The organism is Bacteroides mediterraneensis (assembly GCF_900128455.1).
Classification (GTDB): Bacteria; Bacteroidota; Bacteroidia; order Bacteroidales; family Bacteroidaceae; genus Phocaeicola; species Phocaeicola mediterraneensis.
On record NZ_LT635783.1, the window covers coordinates 1,790,511 to 1,806,089 of the forward strand.

The 15,579-nt window shown below is 47.1% G+C and carries 15 protein-coding genes and 3 pseudogenes; 13 read left to right on the plus strand and 5 right to left on the minus strand.

Going from position 1 to position 15,579, the window contains the following annotated elements:
• Positions 1 to 364: 364 nt before the first annotated feature.
• From ltrA (BQ7480_RS07210) to BQ7480_RS07220, 3 genes and pseudogenes are all read left to right on the plus strand, one after another.
• Positions 365 to 2,020, plus strand: coding sequence for a group II intron reverse transcriptase/maturase (ltrA, locus tag BQ7480_RS07210; protein WP_072543943.1), 1,656 nt, complete (start codon positions 365 to 367; stop codon positions 2,018 to 2,020).
• Positions 2,021 to 2,136: 116 nt separating this feature from the next.
• Positions 2,137 to 2,613: pseudogene (locus BQ7480_RS07215) on the plus strand (TraG family conjugative transposon ATPase); the annotation flags it as partial.
• A 31-nt stretch (positions 2,614 to 2,644) separates the two neighbouring features.
• A pseudogene (locus tag BQ7480_RS07220) lies at positions 2,645 to 2,773 on the plus strand (DUF4141 domain-containing protein); the annotation flags it as partial.
• Positions 2,774 to 2,888: 115 nt separating this feature from the next.
• On the opposite strand, the gene ltrA (BQ7480_RS07230) reads toward BQ7480_RS07220, so the two are convergent.
• Positions 2,889 to 4,544 carry a group II intron reverse transcriptase/maturase gene (gene ltrA / locus BQ7480_RS07230; RefSeq protein WP_072543943.1) on the minus strand — a complete coding sequence of 552 codons (1,656 nt, stop codon included), beginning with the start codon at positions 4,542 to 4,544 and terminating at the stop codon, positions 2,889 to 2,891.
• Positions 4,545 to 5,173: 629 nt separating this feature from the next.
• Between ltrA (BQ7480_RS07230) and BQ7480_RS07235 the strand changes: the two are divergent.
• From BQ7480_RS07235 to BQ7480_RS07280, 10 genes and pseudogenes are all read left to right on the plus strand, one after another.
• Positions 5,174 to 5,674 (plus strand): annotated as a pseudogene (locus tag BQ7480_RS07235) (DUF4141 domain-containing protein); the annotation flags it as partial.
• Positions 5,675 to 5,677: 3 nt separating this feature from the next.
• Positions 5,678 to 6,691, plus strand: a complete 1,014-nt coding sequence (gene traJ / locus BQ7480_RS07240; protein WP_068856391.1) for a conjugative transposon protein TraJ — start codon at positions 5,678 to 5,680, stop codon at positions 6,689 to 6,691.
• A gap of 30 nt (positions 6,692 to 6,721) precedes the next feature.
• The gene (traK, locus tag BQ7480_RS07245; RefSeq protein WP_068856390.1) at positions 6,722 to 7,345 is read left to right on the plus strand and encodes a conjugative transposon protein TraK; all 624 of its coding nucleotides are present in this window, start codon (positions 6,722 to 6,724) and stop codon (positions 7,343 to 7,345) included.
• Positions 7,346 to 7,356: 11 nt separating this feature from the next.
• Positions 7,357 to 7,647, plus strand: coding sequence for a TraL conjugative transposon family protein (locus BQ7480_RS07250; protein ID WP_072542317.1), 291 nt, complete (start codon positions 7,357 to 7,359; stop codon positions 7,645 to 7,647).
• On the plus strand, positions 7,628 to 8,971 hold the full coding sequence (gene traM / locus BQ7480_RS07255; RefSeq protein WP_072542318.1) for a conjugative transposon protein TraM: 1,344 nt from the start codon (positions 7,628 to 7,630) through the stop codon (positions 8,969 to 8,971). Before BQ7480_RS07250 ends, traM begins: the two co-directional genes overlap by 20 nt.
• A gap of 59 nt (positions 8,972 to 9,030) precedes the next feature.
• Positions 9,031 to 10,059 (plus strand): conjugative transposon protein TraN, encoded by a 1,029-nt coding sequence (gene traN, locus BQ7480_RS07260; protein ID WP_072542319.1) that lies wholly within the window; start codon positions 9,031 to 9,033, stop codon positions 10,057 to 10,059.
• Positions 10,060 to 10,062: 3 nt separating this feature from the next.
• Positions 10,063 to 10,644 (plus strand): conjugal transfer protein TraO, encoded by a 582-nt coding sequence (locus tag BQ7480_RS07265; protein ID WP_072542320.1) that lies wholly within the window; start codon positions 10,063 to 10,065, stop codon positions 10,642 to 10,644.
• Between the two features lie 45 nt (positions 10,645 to 10,689).
• Positions 10,690 to 11,526, plus strand: a complete 837-nt coding sequence (locus BQ7480_RS07270) for a toprim domain-containing protein (RefSeq protein WP_235816649.1) — start codon at positions 10,690 to 10,692, stop codon at positions 11,524 to 11,526.
• A 25-nt stretch (positions 11,527 to 11,551) separates the two neighbouring features.
• Positions 11,552 to 12,034: a DUF3872 domain-containing protein gene (locus BQ7480_RS07275; RefSeq protein WP_072542322.1), complete on the plus strand. Its 483-nt coding sequence runs from the start codon at positions 11,552 to 11,554 to the stop codon at positions 12,032 to 12,034.
• Complete coding sequence (locus tag BQ7480_RS07280; RefSeq protein ID WP_072542323.1) at positions 12,031 to 12,516, plus strand: lysozyme; 486 nt, start codon at positions 12,031 to 12,033, stop codon at positions 12,514 to 12,516. Before BQ7480_RS07275 ends, BQ7480_RS07280 begins: the two co-directional genes overlap by 4 nt.
• Before the next feature lie 168 nt (positions 12,517 to 12,684).
• Here the strand turns inward: BQ7480_RS07280 and BQ7480_RS07285 are convergent, their stop codons facing one another.
• The 4 genes from BQ7480_RS07285 to BQ7480_RS07300 are packed head-to-tail and all read right to left on the minus strand — an operon-like array spanning position 12,685 to position 14,875.
• Positions 12,685 to 13,962, minus strand: a complete 1,278-nt coding sequence (locus tag BQ7480_RS07285; RefSeq protein WP_072542324.1) for a PcfJ domain-containing protein — start codon at positions 13,960 to 13,962, stop codon at positions 12,685 to 12,687.
• Positions 13,959 to 14,384, minus strand: a complete 426-nt coding sequence (locus tag BQ7480_RS07290) for a PcfK-like family protein (protein ID WP_072542325.1) — start codon at positions 14,382 to 14,384, stop codon at positions 13,959 to 13,961. The genes BQ7480_RS07285 and BQ7480_RS07290 overlap by 4 nt, the downstream gene beginning before the upstream one ends.
• A gap of 23 nt (positions 14,385 to 14,407) precedes the next feature.
• A complete protein-coding gene (locus BQ7480_RS07295; RefSeq protein WP_072542326.1) occupies positions 14,408 to 14,647 on the minus strand; it encodes a DUF6926 domain-containing protein in 240 nt (79 codons plus the stop codon).
• 12 nt (positions 14,648 to 14,659) lie between these two features.
• Positions 14,660 to 14,875 carry a hypothetical protein gene (locus tag BQ7480_RS07300; RefSeq protein WP_005823733.1) on the minus strand — a complete coding sequence of 72 codons (216 nt, stop codon included), beginning with the start codon at positions 14,873 to 14,875 and terminating at the stop codon, positions 14,660 to 14,662.
• Positions 14,876 to 15,579: the final 704 nt, after the last annotated feature.

Below are 15,579 nucleotides of genomic sequence, written 5' to 3' on the forward strand. Positions count from 1 at the left end.
CGTCGTAACTTCGAATGAGCTGCTAATGATACTGGGCTCTAACCCAAAAGGGATGCAGTCGGATAACCTTCTCCATGCTAAGGTTACACGGACATAACGACTGCCGGCGGATAGACGGATTCTAACCCATTCGTTTGTCATATACAAGAAACATGGTAAACCCGTACTTCTCCTGTTAACAGCAGGTAAGCAGACCGTAAGTGAAGCCGAATGGAGTGCGGGCAGAGGAATGCGGAGAAAGCGAATGCCGTTCTATAATGGAACGGATAGAGGTTGAAACATCACCTCACACGAAAGTGGGCAGACTTCCGCATGGTGGATGTTTTACAAGAAACTTATAGAACTTATTAAAGGAGAAAAGCAAATGAACGAGATTAAAACATCGTGTGCATCTACTGACCGGAAATGGAGCACTTGGGAAAGCATAGACTGGAACAAGTGTGAGATAGCGGTTAATAAGCTACAAGCACGTATTGTAAAAGCTCAAAAGGCGGGCAAACACGGCAAGGTGAAATCTTTGCAATGGGTGCTAACGCATTCGTTTTACGCTAAAGCTTTAGCCGTAAAGCGTGTTACATCAAACAGTGGCAGTGACACCGCAGGCGTTGACAAGGTGAAATGGTCAACTCCCAATGCCAGATTCAAGGCTATCGGTGAACTGAAAAGAAGAGGCTACAAGCCCCAGCCGTTAAAAAGGGTCAATATCAAAAAGAGTAATGGGAAACTACGTCCTTTAGGTATCCCGACGATGAAAGACAGGGCTATGCAGGCATTATACCTGCTTGCGTTGGAACCTGTATCGGAAACAACTGCGGACAGTAATTCCTACGGTTTCCGTAAAGAGAGAAGTACTGGAGATGCAAGGGAACAATGTTTTTGTGTCCTTGCAAAGAAAACTTCTCCCGAATGGATTATGGAGGGTGACATCAAAGGTTGTTTCGACCACATCAGCCACGAATGGCTGCTGAACAATATCCCTATGGATAAAGTGATGCTGCGGAAATGGCTCAAATGCGGTTTTGTCTTCAACAAGGAGCTATTCCCTACGGAAGAGGGTACCCCACAGGGCGGTATCATCTCACCAACTCTTGCGAATATGACACTGGACGGGCTGCAAACTATGCTTGCAGAGAAGTATCACAAGAAATTTGTAAACAGGAAAACGACCTACTATCCCAAAGTACATCTTGTACGCTATGCGGATGATTTTATCATCACGGGTAGAAGCAAGGAAGCTTTGGAAGAAATCAAACCGTTAGTAGTAGACTTTCTCAAGGAAAGGGGATTAACCCTGTCGGAAGAGAAAACAAAGATTACGCACATTGATGACGGATTTGATTTTCTTGGGTACAATATCCGAAAATACAAAGGAGTGCTTCTAATCAAACCGTCCAAAAAGAGCCTGAAGAAATTCATGCAGAAAATCCGGGGAATCATTGATTCCAATAAAGGAAGCAAACAGGAATCACTTATAAGGCTCTTGAATCCTGTGATAACAGGCTGGGTAAACTACTATAAGAATTGTGTGGCTTCTGACACATTCGGAAAAGCTGACTACCTGATATTTGAAAAGTTATGGCAATGGGCTAAGAGACGACACCCCAAGAAAGGCAAATACTGGATTGCCGACCGATACTTTACACGGATAAAAAACCGCAACTGGTGCTTCGTGGCAAACTTCAAGAAAGGCAAGACTGATGACAGGATTGCACTGAAAAGGCTGTATGACACAAAGATTACCCGATATGTCAAGGTAAAAGGTGAAGCAAATCCCTTTGACCCCGAATGGACAGAGTATTTTGAAAAGCGTAAGACTTACAAGATGCTACAGTCGCTCAACGGTAGAAAATCATTGCTGTACATGTGGGAAAGACAGAACCATTTATGTCCCGTATGTGGTAAACCCATAGACAAGGAACATCCTTGGGGAACTTCCCAACAAATAGTCAATGGCAAGAAAGTAAATTTCCTGCTGCATGACAGCTGTAGAAGAAAAGTCATTCAAACTAATAAGATGTAACTATGAGCTGGTTTCTATTAAATAGAAATTTAACACTGCTTGAGCCGTATGATTGGAAACTTTCATGTACGGTTCTGAGGGGGGAAAGGGGCAGTAATGCCCCTGACCTACCCGGCAAAGCGATAGCTTCGGCAAACATGGCGTCCTATATCAAGTATCTCTATAAGACGGTCAGAAAGTTCTTCGGTGAGGCGGTTGTGGTAACCCAGGAAGTAGAGGACATCATATCCTCCGCTATCGTGAAGGACAGTATCATCAACAACTCAGACTGCAAGATACTCCTTGACCAGAGGAAGTTCATGAACAAGTTCGAGCAGATACAGGCATTGCTCGGATTGACGGAAAAGGAGAAGTCGCAGATTCTCTCCATCAACCAGTCCAACGACCCGTCACGTCTCTACAAGGAAGTATGGATAGGACTCGGAGGAACGCAGTCGGCAGTATATGCCACAGAAGTGTCCACGCAGGAATATCTCGCCTATACGACTGAGGAAAGTGAGAAACTGGAGGTGAGGGCATTGGCGGAGAAACTCGGTGGTGACATGGAAGCCGCCATCCGGCAGCTTGCAGAGGACAAACAAGAGAACAAATGAAATTCATTATCCACTTAATCCAAAAGTAAAAATGAGAACAAAAGTAATCATGACAATCTGCCTGTTCCTGCTGATGGCGGGAAAGGCAAGCGCACAGTGGTCTGTCATAGATCCTACCAACATTGCGCAGAGTATCATCAACTCGTCCAACAACATTGTGCCGGGTAGGTCAGGGGCATTACTGCCCCTTTCCCCCCTCAGAACCGTACATGAAAGTTTCCAATCATACGGCTCAAGCAGTGTTAAATTTCTATTTAATAGAAACCAGCTCATAGTTACATCTTATTAGTTTGAATGACTTTTCTTCTACAGCTGTCATGCAGCAGGAAATTTACTTTCTTGCCATTGACTATTTGTTGGGAAGTTCCCCAAGGATGTTCCTTGTCTATGGGTTTACCACATACGGGACATAAATGGTTCTGTCTTTCCCACATGTACAGCAATGATTTTCTACCGTTGAGCGACTGTAGCATCTTGTAAGTCTTACGCTTTTCAAAATACTCTGTCCATTCGGGGTCAAAGGGATTTGCTTCACCTTTTACCTTGACATATCGGGTAATCTTTGTGTCATACAGCCTTTTCAGTGCAATCCTGTCATCAGTCTTGCCTTTCTTGAAGTTTGCCACGAAGCACCAGTTGCGGTTTTTTATCCGTGTAAAGTATCGGTCGGCAATCCAGTATTTGCCTTTCTTGGGGTGTCGTCTCTTAGCCCATTGCCATAACTTTTCAAATATCAGGTAGTCAGCTTTTCCGAATGTGTCAGAAGCCACACAATTCTTATAGTAGTTTACCCAGCCTGTTATCACAGGATTCAAGAGCCTTATAAGTGATTCCTGTTTGCTTCCTTTATTGGAATCAATGATTCCCCGGATTTTCTGCATGAATTTCTTCAGGCTCTTTTTGGACGGTTTGATTAGAAGCACTCCTTTGTATTTTCGGATATTGTACCCAAGAAAATCAAATCCGTCATCAATGTGCGTAATCTTTGTTTTCTCTTCCGACAGGGTTAATCCCCTTTCCTTGAGAAAGTCTACTACTAACGGTTTGATTTCTTCCAAAGCTTCCTTGCTTCTACCCGTGATGATAAAATCATCCGCATAGCGTACAAGATGTACTTTGGGATAGTAGGTCGTTTTCCTGTTTACAAATTTCTTGTGATACTTCTCTGCAAGCATAGTTTGCAGCCCGTCCAGTGTCATATTCGCAAGAGTTGGTGAGATGATACCGCCCTGTGGGGTACCCTCTTCCGTAGGGAATAGCTCCTTGTTGAAGACAAAACCGCATTTGAGCCATTTCCGCAGCATCACTTTATCCATAGGGATATTGTTCAGCAGCCATTCGTGGCTGATGTGGTCGAAACAACCTTTGATGTCACCCTCCATAATCCATTCGGGAGAAGTTTTCTTTGCAAGGACACAAAAACATTGTTCCCTTGCATCTCCAGTACTTCTCTCTTTACGGAAACCGTAGGAATTACTGTCCGCAGTTGTTTCCGATACAGGTTCCAACGCAAGCAGGTATAATGCCTGCATAGCCCTGTCTTTCATCGTCGGGATACCTAAAGGACGTAGTTTCCCATTACTCTTTTTGATATTGACCCTTTTTAACGGCTGGGGCTTGTAGCCTCTTCTTTTCAGTTCACCGATAGCCTTGAATCTGGCATTGGGAGTTGACCATTTCACCTTGTCAACGCCTGCGGTGTCACTGCCACTGTTTGATGTAACACGCTTTACGGCTAAAGCTTTAGCGTAAAACGAATGCGTTAGCACCCATTGCAAAGATTTCACCTTGCCGTGTTTGCCCGCCTTTTGAGCTTTTACAATACGTGCTTGTAGCTTATTAACCGCTATCTCACACTTGTTCCAGTCTATGCTTTCCCAAGTGCTCCATTTCCGGTCAGTAGATGCACACGATGTTTTAATCTCGTTCATTTGCTTTTCTCCTTTAATAAGTTCTATAAGTTTCTTGTAAAACATCCACCATGCGGAAGTCTGCCCACTTTCGTGTGAGGTGATGTTTCAACCTCTATCCGTTCCATTATAGAACGGCATTCGCTTTCTCCGCATTCCTCTGCCCGCACTCCATTCGGCTTCACTTACGGTCTGCTTACCTGCTGTTAACAGGAGAAGTACGGGTTTACCATGTTTCTTGTATATGACAAACGAATGGGTTAGAATCCGTCTATCCGCCGGCAGTCGTTATGTCCGTGTAACCTTAGCATGGAGAAGGTTATCCGACTGCATCCCTTTTGGGTTAGAGCCCAGTATCATTAGCAGCTCATTCGAAGTTACGACGTTTATCAACGGTTCACATTACGTTATTCATACCATTCAGCCTAGCTCCCCTGTCGTTCGATACTAACGGCAGTTGTCATCCCCTCACGGTTCAGACTTCTCCTTTCGGAAGGGCTTCATTGTTGGTTCTGTTACCGCACGGGTTCATTGCTTAATACCGCACGTTCCCATAGGCTACTGTTGACGGAACAACAGGTTCAATCGTTCTATTTCCAACTCGTGGAATGAAAGTTGAACAATCATATACAAGACTTACATGTCACAGCCACACGTCTTCGACGGCTCAGAACATGATCAACAACTTCAAGGAGACCGTGAAGATTTACGAGCAGGGCAAGAAGTACTACGATGCGCTGAAGTCGGTGAACAACCTCGTCAAGGACGCACGCAAGGTGCAGCAGACCATCCTCATGGTGGGTGACATCACGGACATCTACATCAACAACTACCAGAAGATGATGCACGATGACAATTTCTCCGTGGAGGAACTCTCCGCCATCGGCTTCGGTTATACCAAACTGTTGGAGGAAAGCAACGATGTGCTGACTGAGTTGAAGAACGTGGTGAACATCACGACCCTTTCCATGACGGACAAGGAGCGAATGGACGTGGTGGAACGCTGCTACTCGAAGATGAAGCGTTACCGCAATCTCGTAAGCTACTACACCAACAAGAACATTTCCGTGAGTTATCTGCGTGCCAAGAAGAAAAACGACCTCGACCGCATCATGGGACTCTACGGCAAGTCTAACGAGAAATACTGGTAGCCTATGGATTTCGAGAATCTTCACCAGATACTGCGTTCCCTGTATGACGAGATGATGCCGCTGTGCTCCGACATGACGGACATCGCCAAGGGACTTGCAGGACTTGGGGCGCTGTTCTATGTCGCCCTGAGGGTTTGGCAGTCACTGTCAAGGGCAGAGCCGATAGACGTATTTCCGTTGCTCCGTCCGTTTGCCATCGGACTTGCCATCATGTTCTTCCCGACCATCGTGCTCGGTACGCTCAACAGCGTGATGAGTCCCATCGTGCAAGGTACACATTCCATGCTGGAGACACAGACCTTCGACATGAATGAATACCGGGCGCAGAAAGACAAGTTGGAATATGAGGCGATGAAACGCAATCCCGAAACTGCATACCTTGTGAGCAACGAGGAGTTTGACAAGCAGCTTGACGAACTCGGCTGGTCACCCGGCGACGTGGTGACAATGGCAGGAATGTATGTGGAGCGTGGCATGTACAGCATGAAGAAGAGCATACGTGATTTCTTCCGTGAACTGCTGGAACTGCTGTTCCAAGCCGCCGCACTGGTCATAGACGTGCTGAGGACATTCTTCCTCATTGTCCTCTCTATCCTCGGTCCGCTTTGTTTCGCCATATCGGTATGGGACGGATTCCAGTCCACGCTGACACAATGGTTCTGCAGGTACATACAGATTTATCTCTGGCTACCCGTTTCGGACTTGTTCAGTACCATCCTTGCCAAGATACAGGTGCTGATGCTGCAAAACGACATCGAGGCATTGCAGAACGACCCGAACTTTTCCATTGAGGCAAGCAACGGTGTTTACATCGTTTTCCTCATCATCGGAATCATCGGTTACTTCACCATACCGACCGTGGCAGGCTGGATCATACAGGCAGGTGGCGGCATCGGCAACTACAACCGGAACGTGAACACGGCAGGCTCACTGGGCGGAAGCATCGCAGGAGCAACGGCTGGAAATGTGGCAGGACGTGCTGGAAGGCTCATCAAGAGCGGATTTAAGAAAATATAGTCATTCATGAACAATACAACGAAAAGAAAAATGGAATTCAAGTCATTGAAGAATATCGAGACCTCGTTCAGGCAGATACGCCTGTTCTGCATCGTCCTCGTCATCGGTTGCGCTGTTGTTGCAATATGTTCGGTGGTGTTCGCATTCAGATTTGCGGAGAAGCAACGCGAGAAGATATACGTCCTTGACGGAGGCAAGTCGCTGATGCTCGCCCTCTCGCAAGACCTCTCACAGAACAGACCTGCCGAGGCAAGGGAACACGTGAGACGCTTTCATGAGCTGTTCTTTACGCTATCTCCCGAAAAGAGCGCCATCGAGCACAACGTGAAACGAGCCTTGCTGCTGGCAGACAAGAGCGCATACAACTATTACCAGGACTTTGCGGAGAAAGGTTTTTATAACCGACTTATTGCGGGAAACATCAACCAGTCGCTGCAAGTTGACAGCGTGGTCTGTAACTTTGATAACTACCCTTATCAAGCCAAGACCTACGCACGGCAGGTGATACTCCGAGAGAGCAACGTGACGGAGAGAAGTCTTGTCACCGTATGCAGGTTGGTGAATGCCACACGCTCCGACGACAACCCGAATGGTTTTACAATTGAAGGTTTCACCATTGTGGAGAACAGGGACATCAGTACAGTAGAACGATAAAAATAGCAAGAATGGAAAATCCGATTAAGACAATCCAAGAAAAGGTGAATGGTATGAAGGGAAGACTGCGTGACAGGCTGGATTCCCTTCCGCCAAGGGTGAGACTGAAAGTCGTGCTCGTCATGTTCAGCTTGTTTGCCCTCTGTAGCCTTTACATGATAGGTTCAGCCATCATCAACTTTGGAAACGGCAAGACCTCTAATATAGAGGTTGAGCACATTGAGAGTGTAAAGTTGCCTACCGACAAGGGGCAGCAAGTGACCAACCAAGATGAATTGACACATGGAGAAGGAGAAGAATGACAAGGTGGAGCCGGATAAGGCTCCAAAGGAAAAGAAGCCTTTGACAGAGGAACAGCGTATCAAGCGTAACAAGATGATTGCCATACCATGCATGTGCCTCGTCTGCGGTCTGGTGCTATGGCTTATCTTCAAGCCGTCTGCATCAGAGGGTGAGAAAGGCAGCAAGGGATTCAACATGGAAATGCCTGATGCGGAGAAGACAGATGTGGAGGCAGACAAGCGCAAGGCATACTCCAAGGAGAATCTTGCCAATAAGCAAAAGGAAAAAAGCAGAGTAATGAACACTCTTGGTGAGTACATGCCAGGCATTGATTCGACTGCTACACGGCAAGAAAAGGACTTTGACCTGATGCAGTCTGGGCAGCAGCCAACAAAAGCGGAAAGACAGGAGGCGGATGCCATCCGCTCGTCTGCCGAGGCATACCAAACCTTGAACACGACCTTGGGCGGTTTCTATGAACAGCCACAGCAAGGGGGAAGCAGCGAAGATGCTGAGTTGAGGAAACGTCTTGACGAGCTGGAGGCAAGCATGATGCAGCAGGAAAACAAGCGTTCCAATATGGACGAGCAAGTCGCCCTTATGGAGAAGTCCTACCAACTTGCGGCAAAGTACATGCCTGGTGGAAATGCCAATGCGGCAAGTCCTTCATCGGCAGAAACTGCAACAGAGGAAAACAAGGAAGCTGTCACCAAGGGCAAGAAAGCCAAGGTTTCCCCTGTAAGGCAAGTGCAAAGGCATGTGGTCTCGTCTTTGACCCGCTCCATGAGTAACGAGGAGTTTGTCGCCTCTTACTCGGAAAAGGCTTCGGCAATATTCAATACCGCCATCGGAAGAGGTGGTGTTTCCGACAAAAACACGATTTCTGCCTGCATCCACGGCAACCAGACCATAACGGACGGACAGGCAGTAAGGTTGAGATTGTTGGAATCTATGCGTGTCGGCAATAGGGAGATACCACGAAATTCTGTCATTGTCGGAGTGGCACGATTGCAAGGCGAAAGGCTTTCCATAGCCTTGAAGTCCATTGAGCACAACGGCATGATTATCCCGATTGAGCTTGCAGTCTATGACAATGACGGTCAGGAGGGCATCTTCATCCCGAAGTCGATGGAGGTTGACGCAGCCAAGGAAGTCGGTGCCAACATGGGAAGCTCGCTGAACAGCAGCATCAACATTTCCTCCAATGCCGGGGCACAGCTTGCCTCCGACTTGGGAAAAGGTGTCATACAAGGCGTGTCGCAGTATATCTCCAAGAAGATGCGTACCGTCAAGATACACCTGAAGGCTGGCTACAGGGTCATGCTCTACCAAGAGGAAGATTAGCCGAAAGGCAACAACATTTATACCACTTAATCCAAAAGTTTAATTAAAAGCAAACTAAAATGAAGAAGACAACAATCATGTTCGCCCTTATGCTGGGCGTAGCCTGCACTGCATCAGCGCAGAAGACAGGCAAGAAAAAAGCGCAGAAGTCTGTAAAGACTGAGCAAGTAAGCACTGTTTCTTCCGACCAGGAAGAGAAACTGACCTTGACCAAGGAGGTGTATCCGCAGAAGGAAGAGAACAGCAACCTCTATCATGGCTTGACCAAGAAGCTGACCTTCGACCGCATGATTCCACCTCATGGTTTGGAAGTGACTTATGACAAGACGGTTCATATTCTCTTTCCTGCCTCTGTCAAGTACGTTGACTTGGGTTCAGAGGACCTTATTGCTGGCAAGGCGGACGGTGCGGAGAATGTTATCCGTGTAAAAGCTGCCGTGAAGAACTTCAAGAAAGAGACCAATATGAGCGTCATCACGGAGGATGGCTCATTCTACACCTTCAATGTGAAGTATGCCAAGGAACCGCTCATGCTCAATATCGAGATGGCGGACTTCATCCATGACGGTGAGGCGGTGAACCGCCCGAACAATGCGCAGGAGATTTATCTCAAGGAGTTGGGCAAGGAAAGTCCCATGCTGGTACACCTCATCATGAAGTCCATCCACAAGGAGAACAAACGCAAGGTGAAGCATATCGGCAGCAAGCGTTTCGGGATCCAGTATCTTTTGAAGGGCATCTATGTACACAGCGACTTGCTGTATTTCCACACAGAAATCAAGAACCAGAGCAACGTGCCGTTTGACGTGGACTATATCACGTTCAAGGTGGTGGACAAGAAGGTGGCGAAGCGAACCGCCATTCAGGAGCAGGTGCTTCTTCCTGTCCGTGCCTACAACTATGTGGTGCGTGTGGCTGGCAAGAAAACGGAGCAGACGGTGTTCTGCTTACCGAAATTTACCATTCCTGACGACAAGGAGCTTGTCGTGGAGATGAACGAGAAGGAAGGCGGTCGCCATCAGTCGTTTGTCGTGGAGAACAGCGACTTGGTGCGAGCTTTGACAATCAACGAACTTAGCGTGAAGTAACGGATGAATAGAAGAAACATTGCAATCATGGCGATGCTTGCCCTCACCGCAGGGCAGGCATTCGCCCAAAGATGTCTTCCTCAGATGAAAGGCATTGAGGTGAAGGTCGGCATGGCTGACGGAGTGTATAACGGCAAGAAGTCCTGCAAGGCTGGCTATTACGCAGGTTTCGGACTTTCAAGCTATACCAAGGGTGGTGACAAGTGGATATATGGGGCGGAATACCTGCAAGTGAATCAGCCTTACCGTAACACTTCCGTTCCAATAGCACAAATTACGGGCGAGTTCGGTTATTCCTACAACTTCCTTTCCGACAACAGTAAGACGGTGCTGTTCTATATCGGAGGTACGGCACTGGCTGGCTATGAGTCCGTAAACTGGGGCAAGAGAACCATGTCGGACGGAGCGACCTTGCAGAACAAGGGAGCGTTTATCTATGGTGGTGCCGTGGCATTGGAAACGGAAATATACCTGTCGGATGCTATAGCTTTGACCGCTTCCGTTAAGGAAAGGCTTGTTTGGGGCAACAGCACGGGACATTTCCACACGCAGTTTGGCATCGGCATGAAGTTCATCATCAACTAAAACAGTGAGCCTATGGACATCAATGAAATCAAACAAGTGCCTATTGTGGACTTTCTCTATGTTCTCGGCATTGAGCCTGTCAAGCACAAGGCTTCGGGACTTTGGTATCATGCGCCATACCGCAACGACCGCAATCCTTCGCTTCGGGTATCAACGGACAAGAATGTCTGGTATGACTATGGCATCGCCAGAGGTGGTGACATCTTCAACCTCGCAGGGGAGTTCATCAACAGCAATGAGTTTGTGGCGCAAGCCAAGTTCATATCTGAAACACTTGGTGGCAGCTTCCCGACATCGTTTCCGCATCATAAAAGAATAGCGGAAAAGGCTGTGAAGGCGAAAGGCAATCCCTTTAGTGATATTGTGGAAAAGCCTTTGAGTCATCCTGCACTTCGGCAGTACTTGCGTGAGCGTGGCATATCAGCTGACGTGGCGAGCCGTTTCTGCTGTCAGGTGGAATACCGATACAATGGCAAACAGTTTTTTGCTGTCGGCTTCAAGAACAACAGCGGTGGCTACGAGATACGCAACCGTTTCTTCAAAGGTTGCGTGTCGCCAAAGGACGTCACTCTCATTGGCAGGAACAGCAACGTCTGCCATCTGTACGAGGGTTTTATGGATTTTCTCTCTGCCGTAATTCTTGACATAGGTCGTGGTGAGGATCATATTATTCTCAATTCGGTGACTAATATGCAAAAGGTGCATCATCTTTTAGATGGCTATGCACAAGTGTACTGTCATTTGGACAATGACGAAGCTGGCGAGAATGCCCATGTCGAACTACAAAAGCGATATGGCGATAAGGTCATTGACCATTCGCATCTATACACTGGCTACAAGGACTTGAACGAGTACCTGATGAGCCATAAGACAAGAAAGTAACAATCATTCAAAAAGCAACAAGACAATGAAGAAGAACAATAAAATCAAGAAATCAGTGAGCGTGTTGGCATTCCTTTTCGTGTGTGCCGTGTCGGTAATCCTTTCATCGTGCAGCGATGAGCTGGACATTCAGCAGTCGTATCCTTTCAAGGTGGAGACGATGCCTGTGCCAAAGGACATTGTGCGTGGACAGACTGTTGAAATCCGCTGCGAGTTGAAGGCGGAGGGAAAGTTTGACGGCACCATCTATACCATCCGCTATTTTCAGCATGACGGAAAAGGTTCGTTGAGAATGGAGAACGGAACGGTGTTCCAGCCAAACGACCGCTATCTGTTGGAGAACGAGAAGTTCCGTCTTTACTATACTTCGGCAAGTACGGAGACACAGACGCTGACAGTGGTGGTGGAGGACAACTTCGGCAAGTCATACGAAATGGAGTTCAGTTTCAACGATACTGATGAGGAGGAAGAGTTTGCGAGAAGTGCCAACAAACTCGGTAGCGTATGAGGTTGATGATATTGTTAGCCTTGCTTCTTGTGTCGGGCAGCTTGTCTGCCCAGACGCAAGGGGCGATAAAGCGAGTTTGTCATGTGCCACGTTTTGAGTTGGCTGTCGCCTGCATCAAGAAGTACGAGGGTCTGCACGGACCGAAGCACCATCCTTATGTCGGATATGGACACAAGCTGTTGCCTGGCGAGAAGTTTTCTCCAATAATGACGGAACGGCAAGCCGATGCATTGCTGCGCTCTGACCTCAGAAAGCTCTGCGCCATGTTTCGTGGTTTCGGTCGTGACTCGCTGCTCTTGGCTACACTTGCCTACAATGTGGGGTGTGGAAAGGTGATGAAAAGCCGGATGTATGCCAAGATGCGAAGTGGCAACAGAAACATCTATCGTGACTATGTGGACTTCAAAAGGTGGAACGGAAAGATAGTGCCTTCCATCGAGCGAAGAAGAAAAATGGAGTATCTGCTCTTGTTTACTCCATAGAATAAGGTTTTATAAACTAGGACAGTCCTTTTGATTGGGGGCTGTCCTTTGTTCTTTGCAAGCATCGCAGATAAGGAAAAGACGGTTTCTTTGCCACTTTCTTTTCCGCTCCTCGGCTCATGAAAGAAAGTGGCGGAACGAATTTTCATCGCTCCGCCGATATAGATTTCATGTCGTTGCAACCATTCGTTGCTCTATAAGTCTTGCATTGCTGTTCACCAAGTTGATGATGTCGGCATGATGTTCGGTATCCTTGTTCTGTAGTCCGTGGCATTGTACGACTTTCATCTGTTCGAGTGAAAACTCCACGGTCTCAACCCTTTGTTCGGCTATTCTTGCTGAGAAGATGATGCAGTCGGGATTGAGTGAATAGTTTGTACCGCTGCCTACGCAATGATGCATCGCCTTGCCCTCAAGAACGTGCTCCCTGACGCTTTCAAGCATTCTCACCACGATATTGCCGTCCGTGAACATTAAACCGAAGAAACGGCTCTTCATTTCCTTGAACTTGTCCTCGTTCTTCAATGCCTTGCGTATCTCCTCCTCGGTGCGCTCCTTTTCTTTCTTGGCTCTGATTTTCTCGGATATTCTGTCGTGCTCGGCTTCAAGGTTGTCGGGGCAAATGTAATGTGGACTTCTGATGTCCTTGCCCATTTCTACCAACATACAGATGTAGTCCGCCCATTTGCCGATGTCTGTAATAAGGTAATGGTTGCGGTTGGCTATCTTGTAGGCATTCCAACAAGTTTCCAAGTGCCGTGGATGGTCTATGAAGTGGCGGACGTGTCCGTAACGACATTGTTTCATCATCGTTTCGATGCGGTGGTCTGTCAGCATCGCCTTGAACAATGTAAGCGGTTCGATGCCGTGAAACGCTCCGTCAAAGCCGTTGCGCCATATCTGAGGAATGACTTTCATATCGGGGCAGACCGGAAATGAGGCAATATGCTGATAGGTGGTGTTGTCCTTGCGCAGTTCAATGTCGGAGTCGTAGCAGAACGTGTCCATATAGATACCCATTGTGCGCTTACGTGCCATAACCTCCACCTTGCCTTTCTCGTTCATCCAATAGCGTGCCACCTCCCAACAATAAATGTCTGCCTTTTGTCCCTTGCGGTAATAGGCTTTCATCTGATATGCTCGCATAAGTTGTAGTCCCTTGCGCTCGGTGAGTACGCAGAAATAGGTAGAAGACATTGCCTTCTGTCGCTTGGTGCGCTGCACTTCCAACTTTGCCTTACACTTCGGGCAGACACATTTGTCCGCATCCTCGTCCGTAGTCCAAGTGTGTCCGCAGTCCATGCAGGTGGTCTGTCCGTGCTTCAACTGAAAGGCATAGTGGTCAAGACATTCACGGAATGCCCATTGCATTTGCGCTCCCTTGATAGGTCGTAACCCCTTGTTTGAGGTTACGACTTGCTTCTGATATTTCGTTCTTGGTTTCATAACGTGTCGAATAATGATGGTTGGTGTACTTCTGTTTCCGTTCTCTGTGAGATGCGCTTGGCGGTATCTCTGTTACGCATCTTGTTCATCTGCTCTTGCTGATATTGGCGGATAGCTTCCTGTCTTGCTTGTGCCTTCTCCTCCTCTGTGAGTTCAATGTGGTGGTTAACAGACACTTGGCAGTTCAATGGTTTTTCTACCTCGATGTCCTTCTCCTCGTAGTAGTGGATGGCTTGCCCATATATCTCGTCATCGCAAAAGCCGTTGCAACCGCTCTTCTGTACCCAATTAAGGATATAGGTGACGCAATCGTCTATGTTCTTGTCGGGGTTGTCATACTTGGCTGCAAAGAGTTCGTCCTCCATAGCACGCTCCTCCAAATAGGCTTGTATGGTTCTCTTGAAATATTCTGTAGTGTTCATATCTGATGTTGTTAAAGGGGTTGTTACTCATGATAGATGATGTCGCAGTCCTCAACTTCTGTAGGCAGTCCGAAGAACGGATAATGGCTGAAGTAAGGTCCTGTGCACATGTCATCGTTGTATCTCGGACTTACTATCTCAATATTGTTCTTGCGTATGGCTTCGTCCACCATACGGATTTCCTCGTCCGTCAGTCCGCTTGCATCGCCATTGATGATGTAGCAGAGTGACCATGTAGGTATCGCTTCAATGCTTCTGTTCATATCGCTTGTACTTTAAAGTGTTAATAACCAAATGAATGTTCCAATCAGTACCACCATAGAAAGAATGGAAATGATGATACCGAAGATGAACTTCACAATTCCCAATATGACTTCACCGACCATGCAGAGAGCCATATATCCCAACCAAGCCACCAAAGTGATGAGGGTTGAGCCGACTGCGGAGAGTAATCTCCACCAAGTCTGTGTTATGTTGATGTTTGTTGTCATATAGCCTTGAATTAAATTTATTTGCGGTTCCAGGAACTGAAGGGAAGTTCTCGTTTCTTCACCTTTTGTCGCTCCCTTTTCCGACATTTTTTTTTGCGTCTTCCTGTCGCATCGGTCGTTTCGTTTCAGGTGCCTTTCAAGGGCGGCGAGGCTGGAAATACAAGGTTTTTCGGAAAAATACTACCCAACGGTGTGGAGATTTTTTCGAAAACCGAAGGCTCGACCTTTTATTTCCAAAGCCCGCTGCCATACCTTTGCACCTGCACGATAACGGTTGATGCCAAAAGGAAAGACCTTGTGGAGGAAAGAAAATCAGAGCGGCAAATGAAAATAGAAACTTCACGGAAGTTTTGGACAGCACGATTATCGCATACTCATTTCTGAGAAATGGATATAAATACTGTTTTGCATATGTTTTTAGGAAAATGGAAATCGCATACAATAATGGCACAGCCTTCAGAGAAATTCCGATGAAAGAAGAGTATGGCTTGTCCATGCTTCTTGCATCGGGTTTTCTCCAAGGCTGTGCAGCCAAGCATGAAAGTGGTCGTTGGGGTTTACATCAATGACTTCTTTCTTGCGGTGGAGTATGCAAACAAAATTGTACGGCAAATCAAGGAATGGTGTTTATTTTGATCGGTTAGCCTGCAACCGACAAAAAGAAACACTTTTCCTCATGCCGTACTACTGAGACATGAAAAGGT